This is a genomic window from Micromonospora sp. DT229, assembly GCF_049844505.1.
Classification (GTDB): domain Bacteria; phylum Actinomycetota; class Actinomycetes; order Mycobacteriales; family Micromonosporaceae; genus Micromonospora.
On sequence record NZ_JBNCLD010000023.1, the window covers coordinates 15594 to 37694 of the forward strand.

Consider the following 22101-nt stretch of genomic DNA (forward strand, 5'->3'; position numbering starts at 1 on the left):
AATGGTCGCTGTGGTGAAGTACCCCAGCGGCATCCAAGATGTAAAGGTGATCATTGACGGTTCGCCCTCCGCCCCTGACGCCGAACGAGTCCGGCTGGCCCAGGCCGATGCCGGTGAGCAGGACTGGCGGGCATGGGGTCCCTATCTGTCCGAACGGGCGTGGGGGACGGTACGGGAGGACTACAGCGAGCACGGCACAGCCTGGGACTACTTCCCCCACGACCACGCGCGGTCCCGAGCCTACCGGTGGTCCGAGGACGGCATGGCGGGCGTCTGCGACGACCGGCAGACCTTCTGCTTCGCCCTGGCGCTGTGGAACGGGCGCGATCCGATCATCAAGGAGCGGATGTTCGGCCTCGGCGGCGACGGCGGCAACCACGGCGAGGACGTCAAGGAGTACTGGTGGTACGAGGACTCCACGCCGACCCACTCCTGGATGCGCTGGCGCTACCACTACCCCCAGGCCGCCTTCCCGTACGACGAACTCGTCGCGGTCAACGGGCTGCGCGGCCGGGACGACACCGAGTACGAGCTGGTCGACACCGGCATCTTCGACGACGACCGGTACTGGGCGGTGACGGTCGACTACGCCAAGGCCGGCCCGACGGATCTGTGCATCACGGTGACCGTGACCAACCGGGGGGCGGAGCCGGAGCGGCTGCACGTACTGCCGCACCTGTGGTTCCGCAACACCTGGGGCTGGGGGCTGCCCGGCACGGACGAGCGGGTGCCCCGCCTGGTCGGGCAGGGCCGACGGCTGGTCGGCGAGCACTGGGTGCTCGGGCAGATCGTGCTGGAAGGTGACGGTGACCCGACCCCCCTGCTGTGCGACAACGACAGCAACGCCGAACGGCTCTGGGGGCTGCCCAGCCGCACCCCGTACCCGAAGGACGGCATCAACGACCACGTGGTGACCGGGGCCGACACGGTCAACCCGGAGCTGACCGGCACCAAGGGGGCGCTGCACTACGTGCTGGACGTGCCGGCCGGGGCGCAGCGGCAGATCCGGTTGCGGCTGACCCGTACCGCTCCGCCGCCCGGCGACGGCGACCCGCCCTCGGCCGACCTGGGTGACGACTTCGAGACCGTGGTGTGGGCGCGGCGGGCCGAGGCGAACCACTACTTCGCCGGAGTGATCCCCGAGCAGGCCAGCGCCGACGAGGCCGCCATCGCCCGGCAGGCCATCGCCGGGCTGATGTGGGGCAAGCAGTTCTACCACTTCGACGTCAAACGGTGGTTGGAGGGCGACCCGGGCTCCACCCCACCGGCCGGGCGCCGGCACGGGCGCAACAGCGCCTGGGCGCACATGACCAGCTTCGACGTCATCTCCATGCCGGACCCCTGGGAATACCCCTGGTACGCGGCCTGGGACCTGGCCTTCCACTGCGTGAGCATCGCCCGGGTCGACCCCGGCTTCGCCAAGGAGCAACTGCTGCTCCTGCTGCGCGAGTGGTACCTGCACCCCAACGGCCAGATCCCGGCCTACGAGTGGGCCTTCGGGGACGTCAACCCGCCGGTGCACGCCTGGGCCGCGTTGAAGGTGTTCGAGATCGACGGCAGCCGGGACCACGACTTCCTGGCCCGGATGATGCACAAGCTGCTGATGAACTTCACCTGGTGGGTCAACCGCAAGGACACCGGCGGCAACAACGTCTTCGAGGGCGGCTTCCTCGGGCTGGACAACGTCGGCCCCTTCGACCGGTCGGCGGCCCTGCCGGTGGCCGGGGTGCTGGAGCAGTCCGACGGCACCGGCTGGATGGCGATGTACGCCCTCAACCTGCTGGACATCGCCATCGTGTTGGCCGAGCACGACCGGACCTGGGTGGACACCGCGACGAAGTTCTTCGAACACTTCGCGTACATCGCCGCAGCCGCGTACGACCAGGGACTCTGGGACGAGGAGGACGCCTTCTTCTACGACGTGCTGCGGCTGGCCGACGGCACCAAGGTCCCGCTGAAGGTCCGTTCGGTGGTCGGGCTGCTGCCACTGGCCGCGGTGACCCGGCTGCCCGCACGCACCCTGCACCGGCTGCCCGAACTGGGCGCCCGGCTGCGCTGGTTCCTCACCAACCGCCCCGAGTACGCCTCGGTCATCGGCGCCCGCCGGATCGGCCCGGACGGCCGCCAGCAGCGACTACTGTCCATGTGCGGCCCGGAACAGATCGTCCGGCTGCTCGCCCGGATGCTGGACACCGACGAGTTCCTCTCCGAGTACGGCCTGCGTACCCTCTCCCGCGCCCACCTGGACAAGCCCTTCACGGTCACCCTCGGCGGCCAGGAGTTCTCCGTCGGCTACGAGCCGGCCGAGTCGACAAGCGGCCTGTTCGGCGGCAACTCCAACTGGCGCGGCCCGATCTGGATGCCGACGAACTTCCTGCTGATCAGCGCGTTGCGCGATCACGCGGCCTTCTTCGGCGACGACCTCCAGGTGGAATACCCGACCCGCTCCGGAGTGAAGAAGACCCTCGACGAGATCGCCGACGACCTCTCCGCCCGGCTGATCGCCCTGTTCACCCGCGACGACTGGGGACGCCGGCCGATCTACGGGGCGGCCCAACTGTTCCAGACCCACCCGGACTGGCGGGACCTGATCGCCTTCCCGGAGTACTTCCACGGCGACAACGGCGCCGGCCTGGGTGCCTGGCACCAGACCGGCTGGACCGCCCTGGTAGCCGACCTGATCCTCACCCTCCGCCGCTAGCCTGCCCCGACCCCCGACCCCCGACCCCCGACCCCCGACCCCCGACCCCCGACCCCCGACCCCCGACCCCCGGCACCGGCCCGCTCGCGCTGTCTGCCGGCGCCGCTTGCCTGCCCCGCCCGCGCCACTTGGCCATGCTGCTGGCCCGCGTCGCGTGCGTTGCTGGCTGGCCGGGCCGCTTGCCTACGCCGTTACGCCGCGATGGCGGTATCCCGGCGCCCGCGATACCGCCATTCCGCCGAAACGGCGAGTTCGTTGATCACGCTGGGTGCGTGGAGCGGCCTCGCGGCTTGGTGATGCCCCCTCGCGGCCGACTCCGCCCCGAGGCCCACGACCAGCCAAGCCCCTCAGCCGCCACCTCCCCGCCCTCCCCAACCCATCCCCACCCCCTGCCCGTCGATCTTGCACTTTTGGTCGCCTATATGCCCCTGTTTGAAGCTTTTGTGGAGGCAAAAAGTGCAAGATCGCGGCGGATAGCGGGGCGGAAGACGAGGCGGGATGGGGGAGGGAGGGGGAGCAGGAGGGGGTGGGGTTATTGGGTCGTGGGGGAGGGGTGGGGGTGTTTAGAGTCGCGGGGTGACTGGTGAGGTGATGGGGGTCGAACCGGGGCGGGTGCTGGTGTTCGACGCCGACGACACGCTGTGGGAGAACAACGTCGTCTTCGAGCGGGTGATCGACGACTTCCTGGCCTGGCTCGATCATCCGACGCTGGACCGGGTGCAGATCCGGGGTGTCCTGGATGACATCGAGCGGGCCAACGCGGTCGCCCACGGGTACGGCAGCAAGGTCTTCCTGCGCAGTCTGCGGGAGTGCCTGGAGCGACTGCGGGAGCGACCGGCCACCATGGCGGAGCAACACGAGATCGACGAGTTGGCGATGGCGCTGGTGAACCACCAGGTCGAGTTGATGCCCGGGGTGGCCACCGCGTTGGACGAGTTGGCCGGCCGCCACGAGTTGCTGTTGCTGACCAAGGGCGAACGCGAGGAGCAGCAGCGCAAGCTGGATGCCTGCGGGCTGCTGCACCATTTCACGGCCGCCCACATCGTGTCGGAGAAGAACGTCGACACCTACCGGTGGCTGGTCCGGGAACACGGGATCGACCCGACTCGGGCATGGATGATCGGTAACTCGCCGCGCTCGGACATCCTGCCGGCCCGCGCCGCCGGTTGGCGTGCCGTGTTCATCCCGAACGCCAACACCTGGGTGTTGGAGCACGACGAACTGGACCCGGCGGACGAGGGGGTACTGCACCTGCGGGCCTTCCCGGAACTGCTGCACCACTTCTGAGGTACGGCCCGATTTCGATCAGCGCTGGCGGCCTGCGTGCTGTTACCACCTCCGGCGGCTTTTGCACCCTGCTGGTAATCGTCCGGTCGGGCGGGCCCGGGCCGCCTTCGGGCCACCTAACCTCCCCTGCGGTGTCGCGATTCGCCAGGGGTCGGTCGCGACACCGAAGTTCGGTGTGGGCACCGTGGAGCTGAGTGCGGGCGCGCCGCCCGCCGCCCTGGCGACGGTCGATGGACCGGACCAGGGCATCGGTTGGCCGCTGCCACGCCGAGCTTGGGGTCAGGGCCGGGGCGTGCGGATCCGGTCCTGACCCGGCCCGGGGCACGCGGGGAGGGTGCCCCCGGGTCGCCGAAGCGCCCCGCACCTGGACGACGGAGGGGCGGCGATGCCTGCGCCGTTCTGTCGGACCCCCCATCTAGTGTGGCCACACATCTATCCGACGGGGGAGTCGTGACCACTCTGGAGAACCGGCCGCACACCGCCTTGCTCGTCATCGACGTGCAGAACGGGGTCGTCGCCACGGCGACCCGACGGGACGAGGTCGTCGCCAACATCGCCGTTCTGATCGACCGTGCACGTCAGGAGGGCGTGCCGGTGGTCTGGATCCAGCATTCCGACAAGGGGCTGGCCCGGGGCAGTGAGGACTGGCGGATCGTCCCGGAACTGACCCGGGACGACACCGAGCCACTTGTGGAGAAGAGCTACGCCGACTCCTTCGAGGCGACCGACCTGGAGGCCGTCCTGGCGGGGCTCGGCGTCGGTCGGCTCGTGGTCAGCGGAGCACAGACCGACGTGTGCATCCGCTCCACCCTGCACGGGGCGTTCGTGCGGGGCTACGACGCGACACTGGTCAGCGACGCGCACACCACGGAAGATCTCACCGCCTGGGGTGCACCCCCGCCGGCGCAGGTCATCGCCCACACCAACCTGTACTGGGCGCACCATTCCGCCCCGGGCCGCACCGCCGGCACGGTCACCACGGCCGAGGCCACCTTCGCCACCGCGCCCTGAACGCCGGCTGCCCGGCGCCGACGGGCCCGCAAAGCTTCGTTCCCGCCGCAGCCACACCGCCGGCCGGGCGCGTCGTCTCAGGGGGCCTCGCCCCGCACGATGGCGACCGCGACCCGGCAGAACTCGTCCATGTCGGGTTGGAAGCCGGCGGCGATGTCGGGGTGTAGCCCGACTCGGGTCTCGTCCAGCAGTCGTTGGCAGACCAACTCGACCGGCTCCCCGGCGTACTGGCCGCGGACCCGGTCGATTGCTGCCTGAAGCGCCGACGTCAGCTGCTGCTCCAGCGGCCCGCGCAGCTTCTCCTGCACCGGGTCACGGGGTTCCAGCGTGACATGTGGCTCCGACATCGGCGCTCCCTTCGTCGGCGGCTGCGGTACCCCACCGCGGCCGTCGGTCAAACCGCCTCTGGTACGGCCGCGACGCGAACCTGGTACGAGAACTCCTCGGCGGGTTCCTCGGCGTACGAGAGCCGGCGGATCTGCTTGTCGTCGCCGTAGACGGCGACATCGACCAGGACTCCGAGGTGGGCCAGCCCGATGTTGGCGACCCGCTTCTTGTCCTGCAACACCGCGCACACTCCACCCAACAGGGTGCTCGCGTCGGAGGTGCGACGCCCGGGTGGACAGCGCAGGGTCAGGTCCACCTCGATCGGGCCGGACAGTGGGGTCCAGCCGGTACGCTGCGCCGCCTCGCAGGCAGCCTGGAGCAGCGCGCGTACCCTGGTCGCCTGCCGGTGCCCGGCGGCGAAGATGGACAACGCCTCGGTTTTGACCGGTGGCAGGCCGCTCACCTCGAAGGTCAGGGTGAGAGCGCGGGTGTCCTGCACCACGACGGCACCTCCTCGTTGGAGATGATCCTGCCCAATCGGTGCGGCGGTGCGCTGTTCGCGGGAGAACCAACCGATCGGGCGGATCGGGGTCGGCCGGTGGCGTATCGACGGCGACGGCGTACGCGCTGACGGCGATGCGCGTTCAACGCTAGTGGGTCAGACAACTTCGGGGAAGATGTCCCTGCCGGCGTGGCGAGGCGACATCTTCCCCGAAGTTGCACGAGATCCCGGTCGAGATCCCGGTGAAGGTCAGTGGCGGCCGCGTTTGATCTCGTGGAAGGACGGCATGCGCATCAGGGGGAGCATGTTGTCCCAGATGGTCAGCGCGTCCTCGGTGCCGGGCACCTCGGTCAGGATCGGGCCGTGGATGCCTCGGTCGGCGCCGGGGACCATGAGCACCGGTGAGCCGATGTCCGGACCGGCGGAGGCGTACGCCTCGGCGTGGGAGGCGTGGACGGCCTCGTCCCAGCGTTCGTCGTCGAGGGCGGCGACCATGTCGTCGAGCCCGGCCGCCTCGACGGCCGATTCCACCAGCTTGCCGCTCGGCGGATTCCCGGCGTCGTGGGTGCGGGTGCCCAACTCGGTGTAGAACCGGCCGGCGTCTGCGTGGCGGCCCTCGGCCCGCAGTGCCTCGACCAGCCGCAACGCCCGACCGGAGGCGGCCACCGCATCGGCGTACTCCGGGGGGATGTTGCCGCCGCTGAGGATGCTCAGGCTGAAGGCCCGCCACTCGATGCTCAGGCCACGTGTCTCGGCGACGGCCACCAGCCAGCGGGAGCTTCGCCAGGTCCACGGGCAGGCAGGGTCGAAGAAGAAGGTCGCATCCATCGTCCGAGGGTAGCGCCGGGCGGTACGGGCTCCGGTCGGGTGTGATCTGGGCCACCGAGGCGGCTGTCGATGTCGGCTCACCTGGGTCAGGTTTCGCGCCTCCGCAGGTCGGGCAGTGTTGCTGGCACGACACGTCGGGCCCGGAAACCAGCAGGTCACAGGCCCTGACCGTCTCGCCGTGCGCCGGGGCACGGAACCCTCCCCGGATGTTGGCCCACCTAGGAGGAGGGGGAGGGGGATGCCGACATGAATGACCCGGACGAGGGCCGGCGCCGACCCCGCGTACGTGTGGCGGCTGCCGCCGCGGCGCTGACGGTGATGGCGCCGCTGGCGGCCTGTGCCTCAGGCGACGACACCGGCGTACCCGTGATCAATCTTTATTACCCGCCGGAGCAGAACCTTCAGCAGGTGGTGGACCGGTGCAACACCGAGGCCGCCGGGCGCTACCGGATCGTCAACCGGGTGCTGCCGCGGGAGGCCGACGAGCAGCGGGTGCAGTTGGTGCGACGGCTCGCCGCCTCCGACGACGGCATGGACGTGCTCGGTCTCGACGTGACCTGGACCCAGGAGTTCGCCGGCGCGAAGTGGATCCGGGAGTGGACCGACAAGGACCGCGCCGAGGTGGAGGAGGGCACCCTTGAGGGCCCGCTGGAGACCGCGCGGTACGAGGACAAGCTCTACGGGGCGCCGAAGAACACCAACGTGCAGCTGCTGTGGTACCGCAAGGACCTGGTGCCGGAGCCGCCGACCAGCTGGGACGAGATGATCTCGACGGCGCAGGGGCTCAAGGAACAGGGCAAGCCGCACCAGGTGCTCACCATGGGGGCCCAGTACGAGGGCCTGGTGGTGCTCTACAACACCCTCGTGGCCAGTGCCGGCGGCAACCTGCTCAACGAGGACGGCACCGAGGCCGTGGTGGACGACGGGGCGGTGCGGGCCCTGGAGGTGCTGCGTACCTTCGCCACCTCGGGGGTGGCCTCGCCGTCGTTCAGCAACGCCACCGAGGACCCGGTACGGCTGGAGTTCCAGTCCGGCTCCGGGGCGTTCCAGGTGAACTGGCCGTTCGTCTACCCGGCGATGCAGGAGGCCAACCCGCAGCTCGCCGAGCAGGTGGGTTGGGCCCGGGTGCCGGGGGTCGACGGGGACACCCCGAGCCGGGTGACCATCGGCGGGGTCAACCTCGCCGTCAGCCGGTACTCCAAGCATCCTGAAGAGTCCTTCGAGGCGGCCAAGTGCCTGCGCAACGCGGAGAACCAGAAGTTCTCCGCGATCAACGACGGGGTGCCGCCGACCATCGAGAGCGTCTACGACGACCCGGAGATGGACGAGGCGTACCCGATGAAGGAGACCATCCTCGAACAGTTGCGGGATCCGGCCGTCCGGCCGCTGACCCCGGCGTACCAGAGCATCTCCACGGTGACCTCGGCGATCCTGTCGCCGCCGGCGGCGATCGACCCGCAGAACACCGCGAAGGAACTGCGTGCGGCGATCGCCGACGCCCTGGAGTCCAAGGGGGTCCTGCCATGAGCCGGCGACACCACACGGGGGTGCGGGCATGAGTGTCAACGCCACCCCGGCGGGCGCGGACGTGGCCGCCGACGGGACCGACACCCGCACCGAGGGTCGGCACGCCGCGGTCCCCGCGCAGCGGAACAACCGGCGGCGCAGGACGCCGTTGAGCGAGAACAAGCGGGCCGAGCGTCGGCTGGGTCTGCTGCTGTGCGCCCCGGCCGCGCTGGTCATGATCGCGGTGACCGCCTACCCGATCCTCTACTCGGTGTGGCTGTCGTTGCAGCGCTACGACCTGCGTTTCCCCGCCGAACGGGAGTTCGTCGGCCTGCAGAACTACGTCACCGTGCTGACCAACGAGTTCTGGTGGACGGCCTTCGGGGTGACCATGCTGATCACGGTGGTCACCGTGGCCGTGGAACTGGTGCTCGGCATGGGGCTGGCCCTGATCATGCACCGTACGCTCGTCGGCCGCGGCATCGTGCGGACCTCGGCCCTGATCCCGTACGGCATCGTCACGGTCGTCGCGGCCTTCTCCTGGCGGTACGCCTGGACCCCCGGCACCGGCTACCTGGCCAACCTCTTCTCCGACGGGGCGCCGTTGACCGAGCGGGCCAGCTCGCTGGCGATCATCATGCTGGCGGAGATCTGGAAGACCACACCCTTCATGGCGTTGCTGCTGATGGCGGGCCTGGCCCTGGTGCCGGAGGACCTGCTCAAGGCGGCCTCCACCGACGGGGCCACCGCCTGGCAGCGGTTCACCAAGGTGATGCTGCCGGTGATGAAGCCGGCCATCCTGGTGGCGCTGCTGTTCCGCACCCTGGACGCCTTCCGGGTCTTCGACAACATCTACGTGCTGACCTCCGGGGCCAACGAGACCTCGTCGGTGTCGATGATCGCCTACAACAACCTGATCCGGGGGCTCAACCTCGGCATCGGCTCGACCATGTCGGTGCTGATCTTCATCGCCGTGGCGATCATCGCGTTCGTCTTCGTGAAGTTGTTCGGTACCGCTGCCCCCGGCAGCGACGACGGGGAGAGGCGTTGACATGGCTGACACCACCGCCCGCCGCGCCAAGCTGCAATGGGGCCTGCTGAACGCCGTCGTGGTCGTCTTCGCCCTGATCCCGGTGCTGTGGATCATGTCGCTGTCGTTCAAGACCCCGGCCACCCTCACCGACGGGAAGTTCATCCCCCGGGAGTGGACCCTGGACAACTACCGGAACATCTTCGGCACCGACCAGTTCGTCCGGGCACTGATCAACTCGATCGGCATCGCGATGATCGCGACCGTGATCGCCGTCGTGCTCGGCGCGATGGCCGCGTACGCGATCTCCCGGCTGGACTTCCCCGGCAAGCGGCTGCTGGTCGGGGTCTCCCTGCTGATCGCGATGTTCCCCCAGGTGTCACTGGTCTCGCCGCTGTTCGAGATCGAGCGGCAGTTGGGTCTCTTCGACACCTGGCCCGGCCTGATCCTGCCGTACATCACCTTCGCGTTGCCGCTGGCGATCTACACCCTTTCGGCCTTCTTCAAGCAAATCCCCTGGGATTTGGAAAAGGCGGCCAAAATGGACGGCGCCACCCAGGCGCAGGCCTTCCGGCGGGTGATCGCCCCGCTGGCCGCGCCGGGGCTGTTCACCACGGCCATCCTGGTCTTCATCTTCTGCTGGAACGACTTCCTGTTCGCCATCTCGCTGACCTCCACCGAGCGGTCCCGCACGGTGCCGGTGGCGCTGTCGTTCTTCACCGGCGCCTCGCAGTTCGAGGACCCCACCGGGGCCATCTGCGCCGCCGCCGTGGTGATCACCGTACCGATCATCCTGTTCGTCCTCTTCTTCCAGCGCCGCATCGTCTCCGGCCTGACCTCCGGCGCCGTCAAGGGATAGGTGAGTACTCGTGGCTGACATCGTGCTCGACAAGGTGAGCAAGAAGTTCCCGGACGGCACCACGGCGGTACGGGACGTCGACCTGGAGATCGCCGACGGCGAGTTCGTGATCCTGGTCGGCCCCTCCGGCTGCGGCAAGTCCACCACCCTGAACATGATCGCCGGACTGGAGGACATCAGCTCCGGTGAACTGCGCATCGACGGGCAGCGGGTCAACGACAAGGCGCCCCGGGACCGGGACATCGCCATGGTCTTCCAGTCCTACGCGCTGTACCCGAACATGACCGTCCGGGAGAACATGGCCTTCCCGCTGCGGCTGGCCAAGCTGGACAAGGAGACCATCACCCGGAAGGTGGATGAGGCCGCCAAGGTCCTGGAGTTGACCTCCCTGCTGGACCGCAAGCCGGCCAACCTCTCCGGCGGCCAGCGCCAGCGGGTGGCCATGGGTCGGGCCATCGTCCGGCAACCCAAGGCCTTCCTGATGGACGAGCCGCTGTCCAACCTGGACGCCAAGCTGCGGGTGCAGATGCGTACGGTGGTGTCCCGCCTGCAGAAGAAGCTCGGCACCACCACGGTCTACGTCACCCACGACCAGACCGAGGCGATGACCCTGGGCGACCGGGTAGTGATCATGCGGGGTGGGGCGATCCAGCAGGTCGGCCCGCCGCAGGAACTGTACGACCACCCGAACAACCTCTTCGTGGCCGGTTTCATCGGCTCACCCTCGATGAACTTCCTGCCCGCGACGGTCGAGGAGGGCCGCCTGCGTACGGCGTTGGGTGACCTGCCGATCGGCGACCGGATCCGCCGCGAGTTGGAGGGTGCCGACGCTCCCCGGGAGCTGATCCTCGGCATCCGCCCCGAACACTTCGAGGACGCCGAACTGGTCGACGAGCAGAGCCGCGACCAGGGCATGGAGTTCACCGCGCCGGTGGACATCGTCGAGTCGATGGGCTCGGACAAGTACGTCTACCTGACCGTCGAAGGGGGCCGGGCCACCGCTGCGGAACTGGAGGAGTTGGCCGCCGACGCCGGTGCCGCCGACTTCGCCGGTGCCGGCTCCAACCTGGTCACCCGGCTGTCGGCCGAGTCCACGGTGACCGAGGGGGAGGACCGGCGCATCTGGTTCAACCTGGAGAAGCTGCACCTGTTCGACCCCTCCAACGGCCGCAACCTCACCCTGCCCGACTGAATGTAAGGAAGGGCACCTTATTAACGCCTGCGGTAGAGGAAGGGCCCCCTGCTAACACGCGTGCATGGCGGGCCTACGGACGCCGCCGCCCGCGCCCGGCGACGGGGATGTCGCCAGCGCGGGTGGCGGCGTTGGTGCGATGATGCCGCCGTGAGTTCCACGGCCCCGGCTCCCGGTGAATCCGTCCCCTCGCCCCCCGGCGGGTACGCCGGCGTGCGGCGCGCCTACGACACCGTGGCGCAGGACTACGCCGCCCACTTCTCGGACACCCGGGCGGAGGCGCCGCTCGACCGCGCCATGGTCGACGCGTTCGCCGAGTCGGTGCCGTCCGGCGGCGACGCACGGGTGCTCGACGCGGGGTGCGGCACCGGCCGGATGAGCCGCTACCTGGCCGACCGTGGCTGCCGGGTCCAGGGCGTCGACCTGTCGCCGGGCATGATCGCCATGGCTCGACGGAACAACCCGGACCTGGCCTTCGCGGTGGGCTCGTTGACCGAGCTGCCCTACCCGGACGACCGGTTCGACGGCGTGCTGCTGTGGTATTCGATCATCCACACGCCGCCCGCCGGTCAGGCGCAGATCTTCGCCGAGGTCGCCCGGGTACTCCGCCCCGGCGGACATCTGCTCGTCGGCTTCCAGTCCGGCGAGGAGATCCGCGACGTGTCCGGGGCGTACCGTCGGTTCGGCCACGAGATCCAGCTCGAACGCCACTGCTACCGCCCCGACCAGGTCGCCGCCCACCTTGCGGCGGTCGGCCTACGCGAGGTCGGCCGGATGGTACGACGTGCCCGGGAAGCCGAGCGGGACGACCACGCTGCCCTGCTGGCTTCGGCCGGGCCTGCCTGACCCGGTACCGCCGTTACGGGACCATCCAGCTCAGCACCGGAGTGGCCTGCAAACCGACCAGCAAGGCCATCGCGCAGATCAACACCACGCTCCAGCCGAACATCCGGCGGAACAGGTCGCCCTCGCGGCCGTCGAGCCCCACCGCGCTCGCCGCGATCGTCAGGTTCTGCAACGAGATCATCTTGCCGACCACTCCGCCGGAGGCGTTGGCCGCGGCGAGCAGCACCGGGTCCAGACCGGCGCGCTGGGCGGCGGTGACCTGCAGGGCACCGAACAGCGAGTTGGACGAGGTGTCCGAGCCGGTGAGCGCCACCCCCAGCCAGCCGAGCACCGGTGAGAGCAGCGCGAACAGGCCCCCGGCACCGGCCATCCAGGTGCCCAGCGTCGCGGTCTGCCCGCTGCCGTTCATCACGAAGGCCAGCGCCAGCAGTCCGCACACGGTGAGGATCGCCCAGCGCAGCGAGGCCAGGGTCTGCCCGTACGCGACCAGCGCGGTGCGTGGGGTGACCCGCAGGAGCGCCATCGTCACCAGTCCGGCCAACACCAGCAGGGTGCCGGTGGAGGAGAGCCAGTTGAACCGGAAGACCGGCAATGTCGACGGCGTCCCCGACACGGTCAGCAGGTGCAGTCCGGGCCAGTTGAACGTCACCGTGACCGCGTTGAGCGCGTCCGCGATCGCGGGCACCTGCGACAGACCGAAGATCGCCACGATCACCAGGTACGGGGCGTACGCCCGCCACACCTCGCCGGAGGTGTCCGGCGGCTGCGAAGCCACATCCGTACGACTGGCGACCGCCACCGCAGGGTCTGCCGGTCCGCCCGGTCCGCCTGGCGTGCCCGACGTGGCCGGCGTGCCGCGTTCCGCCGGACCGTCGGCGTCGGTCACCTGGTCAACGTGGCGTCGAGGGGGCCACAGTCGCGCGGTCACGGTCACCACCACGGCGCTGACCAGCCCGGCGACGATGTCGGCCAGGGCCATCGCGAAATAGTTCGAGGTGAGGAACTGGGCCAGCGCGAACGACACACCGCAGGCGAGGGCGATGTGCCAGGTCCGGCGCAGCCCTCGGCGACCGCCGACCATGCCGACGAGCAGCAGCGGAATGAACAGCGCGATCACCGGTACCTGTCGTCCGGCCATCGCGCCCAGGTCGCCCGTGGGCAGGTCGGTCACCCGGGCCAGGGTGGTGATCGGCAGGCCGAGCGGCCCGAAGGCGGCCGGCACGGTGTTGGCCACCAGCGCCACCGTGGCCGCCTTCATCGGACTGAAGCCCAGCGCCAGCAGCATCACCGTGGTGATCGCGACCGGAGTGCCCTGGCCGGCCAACCCCTCCAACAGCGAACCGAAACAGAACGCGATCACCAGCGCCTGCACCTGCTGGTCGTCGCTGACCCGGGCGAACGAGCGCCGGAGCACGTCGAAGTGTCCACTCGTCACGGTCATCCGGTAGATCCAGATGGCGGTGCCGAAGGTCCACACGAGCGGGAACAGCGCGAACGTCGCGCCCTGGCTGGCGGTGAGCAGCGCCTGTCCGGTCGGCATCGAGTACGCCAAGACGGAGACCAGCAGCGCGACGGCCAGGGCGCCGAGCGCGGCCAGCCACGCCCGTACCCGTAGCACGCCGAGCAACAGGAACAGCGTGACGATCGGCAGCCCGGCGACGAGGGCGCTCAACGCCAGCGAGTCGGCGAGCGGGTCCAGGATCGGGCGGTACACACGCACCTCCGGGCACCATGTCGGCCGGCCGATCGCCGCACGAGAGTGCGCCCAGTGTGCTCGGTCGACCACGCCGCGTCTTCTTCGTGATTGCGCTGTTTGCGCACAAGACCGCCAAGATCTCCGCGCCCCGCGGCAGAGGCCCACCCCGAGCCGGGATCGTCGTGTGTCGTTGATGACCGGCGGAGAGCTGTTCGGGCCGCGTCGGGTGCCGGTCACCGCAGTCGCCCTGAGCCGCGCTCTCGCGTCTGCGGGATCGTCCGATCCACCCGACCTTGCGAGTGGTCGGTACGGACAGGTATCGTCGGCAGCAAATATCTGTCGCCTTTGCTTGCGGGGGAAAATGGCGCAGTTGCTGCGGCGACGCATGCTCTCATCGATTTCTGTCTTCGTCGTACTGGTCGCCGCCGTCACTCTTCCCGGTCGATCCGCTGCCGATCCGAAAGCGCCTGATCGGGCCTTTGCAAAGCTGGTCAGCGAACCTTCGCTCATGCGTCACTCAGAGGTGGCCCAGGCAATTGGTGAGCTGGGCCATGGCGACTACCGCACAATTTTCTCGGGAATGCGAGTCGATCCGGCCAACGATCGGGTGACTGTGTATGCGACGGACCTCGATCAGGCTCAGCTACTGCTGGATCGTGGCGTCGGTCCGCTCTCATCGACCAAGCGGGGTGCCACCTCCATCGAGGTACGGAAGGCCAAGTACTCGCGTCACCAGATGGAGGCTGCCAGCAAGGGCATCTGGGACGCGGCAAAGCAGTGGAAGAGCGTGGGTGCGCAGGTCTACTCCATAGTGCTGCTCAGCGACGGCAGCGGTCTGGAGGTCCGCACCAGCGATCCGGCTCGGGCGGCCTCGAACGCGTCGAGATCCTTGTCGCCAAGCATTCTGGACGCGGCGGACATCCGGTACGTCAAGGGCAGTCCGGTCCGTCCTGCCGACCGACACAGTCCGTCTGCTCCCTGGCAGGGGGGAATCCCTATCCGACACGACGTCAACATCTCCGGATACCAATGCACATCGGCCTTTGGTGTTCGTGACCGGACCTACAACGCCGAATATCTCGTCACCGCCGAGCACTGCTTCAGCGTCGGAAACGGAATCGAAGCGCAGGGTGGCACGGGAATTGGTCGGGTCCAGCAGGAGAACAATCCGCATGATGCGGCGATCATCAATGCGAACGCGTCGTCCCAGGTGTGGGTCAATGACGACTACGTATTCAACTTCGGTGCCGCTCAGTACTCATGGGACGGTGAGTACGTGTGCCAGAGTGGGTACACCAGTTACCCCAACCGCTGCAATATCGTGGTGACGAACGAAGCCGTCCAATGGGACTTCGGTGACGGCAAGGGCGTACGACTGGGGGTTGAAGGCTGGCAGTGCTCCGGTTGCGCGGCGGTCGCGAAGGGTGACAGCGGCGGGCCGGTCTGGGCGACTCGCTCCGATGGCGTGTTGACGAGTCGAGGAATCGTGAGCGGATTCCACACCGATGTGGATCCCGGACGGTCCGGCGAGTTTATTCTCTGGACGGAAACCCCGTCCGTGTTGACGGTGCTCAACCTGTCACTGCAAACGTCGTAGGTGGCTTGGCAGGTCCTGCCACCGACACCGCCGGGTTGACCGGGCACGGCACCGACCGAGGGTCGGTGCCGTGCCCGCGTCATGGTCCGCATACCGTGGGAAGATGTGATGTCGAAGGTGGTCATTCGAGCCGCCGCCGTCGCTGGCGCGGCAGGAACCCTCATCGCGGTATTCGGCCTGCCCTGGGCCTGGTACGGCGACCGGGCCGTACGCCTCACCGAGTTTCCCGGGTGGGCCTGGTATGTCGGCGCGGCCGCCTTGCTCAACATTGTCACCGCGGGGACGATCGTCGGGCCGGGCCGTCGAGGATGGCGGATGCTGGTGGCGGGTGGGCTCGGTGTCGTCACGATCGTGGCCGCCGTCGTTGTCATGACCCACTACGCCAACGTGTTCCTCGGCCCGGTCGTCCCTTCGGTCCGTCCGTCGCTCGGACCTGGCGGACCGGTCGCGGTGCTGGCCGCCCTCGCCAGCATGACCGCCGTCGTCGGCTCGCCGTACCCGCGGTTCAATCGCTCCAGGTGACCCGGGGCGGCAGGGCGAGGAAGCCGGCGTACCGGCCGAGAGCCTGCTCGACCTGCGCCCGTCGGGCCGCTCCCAGGTCGACCAGGGGCCGCACGGCCAGGGTGACGCGGGTCTTGGCCAGGCTTCGTTTCCAGGTGCCGACCACCCGGCCACCGACCACGACCGTGGCCTGGAAGACGCCGTTGCCGCCGGGAATGATCGCCTGCTTGTGCTCGGGGTCGAGCATCAGCGCGCGGTCCTTGAAGCCGAGCAGGTACTCGTCGAAGCCGGGCAGCACCAGCACGTCGTCTCCCGGCTCGCGGGGCGCGTCCAGCGTCGGTGCGTACAGCGTCGCCTCGGTGCCGTCGACGTGCACGGTGACCAAATCGTCACCGGCGGCGGCGATGGCGCGTTTCGCGTCGGCGGCGGTCAGGCCGGTCCAGCCGGCGAAGTCCTGCCGGGTGGTCGGGCCGTGGCTGCGGAAGTAGCGCAGCGCCAGGGCGGCCAGCGCCTCGTCCCGGTCGAGCCGCTGCTGGCCGGGTGCCCACTCGTCGAGCAGCGCGAAGGTCTGCTCGGTGCCGATGTTGGGGGCGATGCAGGTGACACCGCGCTGGGCCGCGTACCACAGCAGGTGGTAGCCGCGCTGGCCGGCGCCGTCGATGCCGGCCGCGACAAGTGCGGCGATGCACTCGGCGCGGGTCAACCGGCCGCCGCCGGCCAGCGCCTCGCCCAGCACGTCGACCGCCCGGTCGGCCTCGGCCTCGGACAGGCCGAGGAACTCCCGCCGCTTCGCGGCACCGGCCAACGCGCGTACGCCGGTCAGCTCCAGCAGCCAGCGGGCGTCCCGGGCCGGAACCAGGTGGATGGTGCCGCGCATCGGCCAGGTCCGCAGGGCCTCCCGACGCTCCAGGGCGGCGTGCACGTCCGCGTGGGTGGACCCGGGCAGTCGTACCCCCAATGACCACATGCCGCTGGCCAGGTCCTGCGCCTGCATGGCGCCGAACCACTCCACCACCTCGGCCACCGTGGCGGGTGCGGTGGCGGTGGGAGCCAGCAGCAGGCTGGTCATCCGCAGGGTGAGCGCCTCGGCGCCGGTCAGCGCTGTCGAACCGGTGGGTGCCACGAGATGGGCCGCCTTCCCTTGCTGGTGGTCCACGCAGCATAGGAGGGGCCACCGACATCAGCGGGCCACGGCATCCAGGCGCGCAGCACCCCTGATCGCGCGGGGTACACCCCTGATCGCGCTACGCCAGCATCGTTGGTGGCGGAGCGCGATCCCCCGTTCAGGTTCGCCGCTGCGGGTTGGCGATGAGAGTCGCCGATCCCGTCTTCTCAGGATGGCGCTTTCCACTCCGGCCGAGAACCATGTGCAGGGCACCTTGCGGAACTCTTGAGCAAAGGCGCTAGCCCGGGTGGTGGCCCGGCCGCACCGCTCAGCCCTGGCGGGGCTGCGGCACCCGGACCGCCGCCATGCCGGCGGCCGTGGCGGCTTCGATCCCAAGGTCGGCGTCCTCGAAGACCAGACAGGCCTCCGGAGGTACGCCGAGCAGTTCGGCGGCGCGCAGGAAGGGCTCCGGGTCGGGCTTGGGTCGGGTGTAGTCGCCGGCACAGACCAGCACCTCGAACCGGTCCAGGATGCCCAGCGCGCCGAGGGAGGCGGTGACGGCCTCGCGGGTACTGCCGGAGACCACCGCGAAGGGGATCCGGCCGTGCGCGTCGTCGATGTGGTGCAGCACCCCGGGGATGCCGGCCGCGGTGGGCAGCAGTTGCTGGTAGAGCGCCTCCCGCCGGGCGATGACGGCCTCCAGGGGCATGTTCAGCCGCTGCTGTTCGTTGAGGGCGGCGACGATGTCGGCGGTGGGTCGACCGGCCCAGGCGTAGAATAACTCCTCGGGGAAGTGGCAGCCCCACTCGTCCAGGGCCTGCCGCCACGCCGAGTAGTGCTGGGGCATCGAGTCGACGATGGTGCCGTCGCAGTCGAACAGGTACGCCTGGAAGTCGCCGGTGGGCAGGGGAAGCATCACGCCGCCCAGGCTATCCGGCCGTACGGAGGCCCTGGATCAGAGCCGCTGGTACATCACCAGCAGGTCGTCGTAGCTGTCGTCGGGACGCCGGAAGCCCTCCGGGATCCGCCCGACCACCTCGAACCCCAGTGACCGCCACAGGGTCACCGCCCGGGTGTTGCCGGCCACCACGGCGTTGAACTGCATCCCCCGGTAGCCGTCCGCGCGGGCCAGGTCGAGCACATGAGCGCCCAGGGCCCGGCCGATGCCCCGCCCGGCCGCCCACGGGGCCACCATGAAGCTGGCGTTGGCCACATGGTCGCCCGGGCCGAGCTGGTTGGGGGTCAGCTTCGCCGAGCCGAGCACGGTGCCGTCGGGGTCGACCGCGACCACCGTACGACCGGGTGGGGACACCAGCCACATGCGGCGAGCCTGTTCCTCACCGATTTCGCGGGGCCAGGTGTACGTCTCCCCGGCCGCGACGATGTCGCGCAGGAAGGGCCAGATGCCCGGCCAGTCCGCGGCCGTCGCGATCCTGATCTCCATGGCCGCGAGGATGTCAGACGACACCGGCCCCGAGCCAGCGATTTCGGCGCAGCCCACCCGGCTCACCGCAGCCCACCGGGCTCAAAGCAGCCCACCCGGCTCACAGCAGGCCGGCGGCCATGGCGGTGGTGACCGCGGCGGTCCGGTCGGCGACGTCCAGCTTGGCGAAGGTACGCAGCAGGTGGGTCTTCACGGTCGCCTCGCTGATGTGCAGCTCCCGGCCGATCTCGGCGTTGGACAACCCCCGGCCGACCAGCCGCAGCACCTGCACCTCGCGGGCGGACAACATGCCCCGGGCCGGTCGGCGGACCTGGTGCAGCAGCCGGGTGGCCACCGAGGGGGCGAGCACGGTGCCCCCGCCGGCCGCCGTGCGTACGGCGGCGATCAGGTCGGCCCGGGTGACGTCCTTGAGCAGGTACCCGGCCGCACCGGCCTCGACGGCCCGCAGGATGTCGGTGTCGGTCTCGTAGGTGGTGAGCACCACCACCCGGGTGGCCGGTGACTCGGCGAGGATCTGGGCGGTGGCGCTCACCCCGTCGCCGTCGGGCAGCCGGAGGTCCATCAGCACCACCTCGGGACGCCGGGACCGGGCGACCGCGACCGCCTCGGCGGCGCTCCCGGCCTCCCCGACGACCTCGATGTCCTCGGCGGCGGCCAACATGCCGGCCACCCCGGCCCGGACCAGCGGGTGGTCGTCGACCAGCAGTACGGTGATCACCGGCCCGGTACCTCCACCCGGATCGTGGTGCCCGCACCCGGTGCCGAACGGACCGTCAGCGACCCCTGCACCTGTCCGACCCGGGCCCGGATGCCGGGCAGTCCGTAGCTGTCCGGGGCGTCGGCCAGGTCGAAGCCGACCCCGTCGTCGGTCACGTCCAGCACGATCCGCCCCTCGTCGTGGTGCAGCCGCAGGGCGACCGAGGTGGCACCGGCATGGCGGCCGACATTGGTCAACGCCTCCTGGGCGGTACGCAACAGCACCACCTCGGTGGCGGTGCCGACCACCCAGCCGCCAGGCAGGTCCGTGGTGCAGGTGACCGGCACCGCGCTCTGCCGGGTGAACCGTTCGGCCAGCCGGTGCAGGGCCTGCTCCAGCGGGGCGCCGTCGAGTTGGGTGGGAGTCAGGGCGGCCACCAGGGTCCGTACCTCGATCAGGTTCTCCCGGGCGGTCTGCCGAGCCAGGTCGAGGTGGTGGCGGGCCCGCGTGGCGTCGTCCGCCAGGTCCGCCTCGGCGGCCTGGATGAGCATCACCACGCTGGACAGGCCCTGCGCCACGGTGTCGTGGATGTCCGCGGCCAGCCGCTGGCGTTCCTCGGCGACCCCGGCCTGACGGGACAGCTCGGCCAGCTCAGCCCGGGTGCGTTCCAGCTGGGCGATCAGCTCGGCCCGGCGACCGCTCTCGGTCACTGTGTGTTGCGACCAGACCCCGAGCACACTGACCACGAAGACGGTCAGCAGGGCGATCAGCAGCGGGGCGGTCAGTTCGCCCAGCTCCGGCAGGCGGACCGCCAGCACGATGACGTGTACCGAGGTGAGCAGCAGTACCGCGCTGACCGCCGGTACGGCCGGGAGCACCATGAACGCCTGCGGGCAGAGCACGAACAGCAGGAACGAGGCGTTGCCGTCGAGGAGTACCGCCGGCACGTACAGCACGACCACCCCGGCCAGGTACAGGTAGCCGCGCCAGTCCTCGACGGCGTCGCGCATCAGCCGCCGCCCGAAGCCGACGTACCAGCCGGCCAGGGCGAGGAACAGGGCCAGGACGCCGATCCGGGCCCCCGGTGACCACCCGCCGCGGGTGGTCACCGCCACCGCCACGGCCACACCGGTCAGGGCGAAGTAGCTGTCCCAGAGCCAGAACCGGTCACCCCAGGCGTCCGTGGTGACGCCGGCCCCGGTGAACGGTGAGGTCGTGGACCCGCTCATCGGCCGCGTCGGCCCTGCCAGCGGAAGGTGGTCAGGCACAGCACCATTCCTCCGATGCACCAGGCGGCGAGCACGAGCGCGACGCGGCCGTGTTCCCAGGAGGGTACGACCTCCTGGCTCAGGATGGTGTCGGGCAGGAACACCGACCGGAAGCCCTGCGCCATCCACTTGAGCGGAAACAGCGAACCCACCGTGATCAGCGGTTCGGGCAGTGCCCGGATCGGGGTGTAGAAGATCCCGGAGATGAAGGCCAGCACCAGGTAGGGCAGGTTCATCACCGCGGCGGCGCTGCGGGCCGACCGGGCCAGGCTGCTGGCGGCGATGCCCAGCAGGGCGCAGGCGGTGGTCCCGAGCAGGAACACCCAGCCGAAGGTGAGCCAGCGGGCGGGCTCGGTGGGCAGCCGAAGGTCGAAGGCGGCCACCGCGACGCCCAGCAGCAGGACCGTCTCGCCGATCGTGAGCACCAGCGCCATCAGCACCTTGCCGAGGAGGTACGCGGCCGGGGGCATCGGCACCCCCCGTAGCCGGCGCAGGGTGCCGTCGTCACGGTCGGCGGCGATGCCGGTGCCCAGGTTGATGAAGGTGGTCGAGGCGATTCCGGCGGCGATCATGCTGGGTGCCAGGTACTGGGCGGAGGTGACCTCGCTGCCCGGGTAGACCCCGTCCACGATGGAGCCGAGCAGGGTGAGGATCACCACCGGCAGGGCGAGGGTGAACACCACGGCGTCGCGTTCCCGGAGGAAGCCGGTCAGTTCGATCGCCGCGCGGTGCAGCGCCAGCCGGGCCAGGGAGGGGCGGCGGTCGAGGTCGGGGAGGGCGGTCACGAGGCTGCCCCGATCAGGTCCAGGTAGACGTCCTCAAGGGTGGGTCGGCTGACGCTCAGCCCCGGCACGGTGCCGCCGTAGCGGCGGGTCAGTTCGGCGACCAGGGCGGCCGGGTCCTCGGTCTCCTGTCGGCCGTCGGCCCAGATCACCACGCTGCGGGCGGTGGCCCGGCCACCCAGAGCGGTCGGGGTGCCCTCGGCGACCACCCGACCGGCGACGAGCACCGCCACCCGGTGGGCCAGCGCCTCGGCCTCCTCCAGGTAGTGGGTGGTCAGCAGGATCGTGACCCCCTCCTCATGGGCCAGCCGCCGGATCAGGGTCCAGAACTGTCGGCGGGCCTGCGGGTCGAAGCCGGTGGTCGGCTCGTCGAGGAAGAGCAGCCGGGGTCTGCCGACGACACCGATCGCCACGTCCAGGCGGCGGCGTTGACCGCCGGAGAGGGTACGCACCCGGGCCCTGGCCTTGCCGGTCAGGCCCACCAGCTCGACGACCTCGTCCGGGTGACGGGGGTGCGGGTAGTAGCGGGCGAAGTGGCGTACCGCCTCCTGGACGGTCAGTTCGGCGAGGTCCGCGCCGTCCTGGGTGACGATGCCGATGCCGGCCCGCCAGTCGAGGCCGGCGTGCGCGGGGTCCTGGCCCAGCACGCTGACCGTACCGGCGTCCCGGTCCCGGTGGCCCTCCAGGATCTCGATGGTGCTGGTCTTGCCCGCACCGTTGGGACCGAGCAGGGCCACCACCTCCCCGGCGGCGACCTCCAGGTCCAGGTCGGCGACGGCGAGGGTGCCGCCGTAGGTCTTGCGTAGTCCGCGTACGCGGATGACGGGGTCAGGGGTCATGCCTAGATCGTCGGCGTGCACCTGCGGGGTCCGGGACGACCGGTGGACGGAAAGGAGTTGTCCGTCGACCGGTGGACAACGCC

Annotated in this window: 21 protein-coding genes; 10 read left to right on the forward strand and 11 right to left on the reverse strand. The window is 70.0% G+C overall.

Going from position 1 to position 22101, the window contains the following annotated elements; all coding sequences use genetic code 11:
- Position 1 precedes the first annotated feature (1 nt).
- The 3 genes from ACLQ2T_RS25950 to ACLQ2T_RS25960 all read left to right on the forward strand — a co-directional run bounded on the left by ACLQ2T_RS25950 (position 2) and on the right by ACLQ2T_RS25960 (position 4999).
- On the forward strand, positions 2 to 2701 hold the full coding sequence (locus tag ACLQ2T_RS25950) for an MGH1-like glycoside hydrolase domain-containing protein (RefSeq protein WP_425768971.1): 2700 nt from the start codon (positions 2 to 4) through the stop codon (positions 2699 to 2701).
- A gap of 591 nt (positions 2702 to 3292) precedes the next feature.
- The gene (locus tag ACLQ2T_RS25955; RefSeq protein WP_425769022.1) at positions 3293 to 3988 is read left to right on the forward strand and encodes an HAD family hydrolase; all 696 of its coding nucleotides are present in this window, start codon (positions 3293 to 3295) and stop codon (positions 3986 to 3988) included.
- Positions 3989 to 4438: 450 nt separating this feature from the next.
- The gene (locus ACLQ2T_RS25960) at positions 4439 to 4999 is read left to right on the forward strand and encodes a cysteine hydrolase family protein (protein ID WP_425768972.1); all 561 of its coding nucleotides are present in this window, start codon (positions 4439 to 4441) and stop codon (positions 4997 to 4999) included.
- A 77-nt stretch (positions 5000 to 5076) separates the two neighbouring features.
- Here ACLQ2T_RS25960 and ACLQ2T_RS25965 read toward each other — a convergent pair whose 3' ends face one another.
- From ACLQ2T_RS25965 to ACLQ2T_RS25975, 3 genes are all read right to left on the reverse strand, one after another.
- On the reverse strand, positions 5077 to 5346 hold the full coding sequence (locus tag ACLQ2T_RS25965; RefSeq protein ID WP_425768973.1) for a hypothetical protein: 270 nt from the start codon (positions 5344 to 5346) through the stop codon (positions 5077 to 5079).
- Between the two features lie 47 nt (positions 5347 to 5393).
- The gene (locus ACLQ2T_RS25970) at positions 5394 to 5825 is read right to left on the reverse strand and encodes a hypothetical protein (protein WP_425769023.1); all 432 of its coding nucleotides are present in this window, start codon (positions 5823 to 5825) and stop codon (positions 5394 to 5396) included.
- Positions 5826 to 6077: 252 nt separating this feature from the next.
- The gene (locus tag ACLQ2T_RS25975) at positions 6078 to 6656 is read right to left on the reverse strand and encodes a DsbA family protein (RefSeq protein ID WP_425768974.1); all 579 of its coding nucleotides are present in this window, start codon (positions 6654 to 6656) and stop codon (positions 6078 to 6080) included.
- Between the two features lie 246 nt (positions 6657 to 6902).
- Between ACLQ2T_RS25975 and ACLQ2T_RS25980 the strand changes: the two genes are divergently transcribed.
- The 5 genes from ACLQ2T_RS25980 to ACLQ2T_RS26000 all read left to right on the forward strand — a co-directional run bounded on the left by ACLQ2T_RS25980 (position 6903) and on the right by ACLQ2T_RS26000 (position 12089).
- The gene (locus ACLQ2T_RS25980; RefSeq protein ID WP_425768975.1) at positions 6903 to 8183 is read left to right on the forward strand and encodes an ABC transporter substrate-binding protein; all 1281 of its coding nucleotides are present in this window, start codon (positions 6903 to 6905) and stop codon (positions 8181 to 8183) included.
- Positions 8184 to 8211: 28 nt separating this feature from the next.
- Positions 8212 to 9213 carry a carbohydrate ABC transporter permease gene (locus ACLQ2T_RS25985; protein ID WP_425768976.1) on the forward strand — a complete coding sequence of 334 codons (1002 nt, stop codon included), beginning with the start codon at positions 8212 to 8214 and terminating at the stop codon, positions 9211 to 9213.
- A 1-nt stretch (position 9214) separates the two neighbouring features.
- On the forward strand, positions 9215 to 10051 hold the full coding sequence (locus ACLQ2T_RS25990) for a carbohydrate ABC transporter permease (RefSeq protein ID WP_425768977.1): 837 nt from the start codon (positions 9215 to 9217) through the stop codon (positions 10049 to 10051).
- A 10-nt stretch (positions 10052 to 10061) separates the two neighbouring features.
- The gene (locus tag ACLQ2T_RS25995; protein ID WP_425768978.1) at positions 10062 to 11243 is read left to right on the forward strand and encodes an ABC transporter ATP-binding protein; all 1182 of its coding nucleotides are present in this window, start codon (positions 10062 to 10064) and stop codon (positions 11241 to 11243) included.
- A gap of 150 nt (positions 11244 to 11393) precedes the next feature.
- Positions 11394 to 12089, forward strand: coding sequence for a class I SAM-dependent DNA methyltransferase (locus tag ACLQ2T_RS26000; protein ID WP_425768979.1), 696 nt, complete (start codon positions 11394 to 11396; stop codon positions 12087 to 12089).
- Between the two features lie 13 nt (positions 12090 to 12102).
- On the opposite strand, the gene ACLQ2T_RS26005 is transcribed toward ACLQ2T_RS26000, so the two are convergent.
- Positions 12103 to 13809: an L-lactate permease gene (locus ACLQ2T_RS26005; protein ID WP_425768980.1), complete on the reverse strand. Its 1707-nt coding sequence runs from the start codon at positions 13807 to 13809 to the stop codon at positions 12103 to 12105.
- A gap of 337 nt (positions 13810 to 14146) precedes the next feature.
- Here ACLQ2T_RS26005 and ACLQ2T_RS26010 point away from each other — a divergent pair, with 337 nt between their 5' ends.
- Together ACLQ2T_RS26010 and ACLQ2T_RS26015 are read left to right on the forward strand one after the other, a co-directional pair.
- A complete protein-coding gene (locus ACLQ2T_RS26010; RefSeq protein ID WP_425768981.1) occupies positions 14147 to 15382 on the forward strand; it encodes a hypothetical protein in 1236 nt (411 codons plus the stop codon).
- A 108-nt stretch (positions 15383 to 15490) separates the two neighbouring features.
- On the forward strand, positions 15491 to 15904 hold the full coding sequence (locus ACLQ2T_RS26015) for a hypothetical protein (RefSeq protein WP_425768982.1): 414 nt from the start codon (positions 15491 to 15493) through the stop codon (positions 15902 to 15904).
- Here ACLQ2T_RS26015 and ACLQ2T_RS26020 read toward each other — a convergent pair.
- From ACLQ2T_RS26020 to ACLQ2T_RS26050, 7 genes are all read right to left on the reverse strand, one after another.
- Positions 15888 to 16952 (reverse strand): winged helix DNA-binding domain-containing protein, encoded by a 1065-nt coding sequence (locus ACLQ2T_RS26020; RefSeq protein ID WP_425769024.1) that lies wholly within the window; start codon positions 16950 to 16952, stop codon positions 15888 to 15890. The two genes, ACLQ2T_RS26015 and ACLQ2T_RS26020, sit on opposite strands and share 17 nt — an antisense overlap.
- A gap of 364 nt (positions 16953 to 17316) precedes the next feature.
- On the reverse strand, positions 17317 to 17907 hold the full coding sequence (locus ACLQ2T_RS26025) for an HAD family hydrolase (protein WP_425768983.1): 591 nt from the start codon (positions 17905 to 17907) through the stop codon (positions 17317 to 17319).
- Between the two features lie 36 nt (positions 17908 to 17943).
- Positions 17944 to 18432, reverse strand: coding sequence for a GNAT family N-acetyltransferase (locus ACLQ2T_RS26030; protein WP_425768984.1), 489 nt, complete (start codon positions 18430 to 18432; stop codon positions 17944 to 17946).
- A gap of 100 nt (positions 18433 to 18532) precedes the next feature.
- Positions 18533 to 19150 carry a response regulator gene (locus tag ACLQ2T_RS26035; protein ID WP_425768985.1) on the reverse strand — a complete coding sequence of 206 codons (618 nt, stop codon included), beginning with the start codon at positions 19148 to 19150 and terminating at the stop codon, positions 18533 to 18535.
- Positions 19147 to 20358 (reverse strand): sensor histidine kinase, encoded by a 1212-nt coding sequence (locus ACLQ2T_RS26040; RefSeq protein WP_425768986.1) that lies wholly within the window; start codon positions 20356 to 20358, stop codon positions 19147 to 19149. The genes ACLQ2T_RS26035 and ACLQ2T_RS26040 overlap by 4 nt, the downstream gene beginning before the upstream one ends.
- Entirely contained in the window at positions 20355 to 21182 is an 828-nt protein-coding gene (locus ACLQ2T_RS26045; RefSeq protein WP_425768987.1) for an ABC transporter permease, read from the reverse strand. The genes ACLQ2T_RS26040 and ACLQ2T_RS26045 overlap by 4 nt, the downstream gene beginning before the upstream one ends.
- The gene (locus ACLQ2T_RS26050) at positions 21179 to 22018 is read right to left on the reverse strand and encodes an ABC transporter ATP-binding protein (RefSeq protein ID WP_425768988.1); all 840 of its coding nucleotides are present in this window, start codon (positions 22016 to 22018) and stop codon (positions 21179 to 21181) included. Before ACLQ2T_RS26050 ends, ACLQ2T_RS26045 begins: the two co-directional genes overlap by 4 nt.
- Positions 22019 to 22101: the final 83 nt, after the last annotated feature.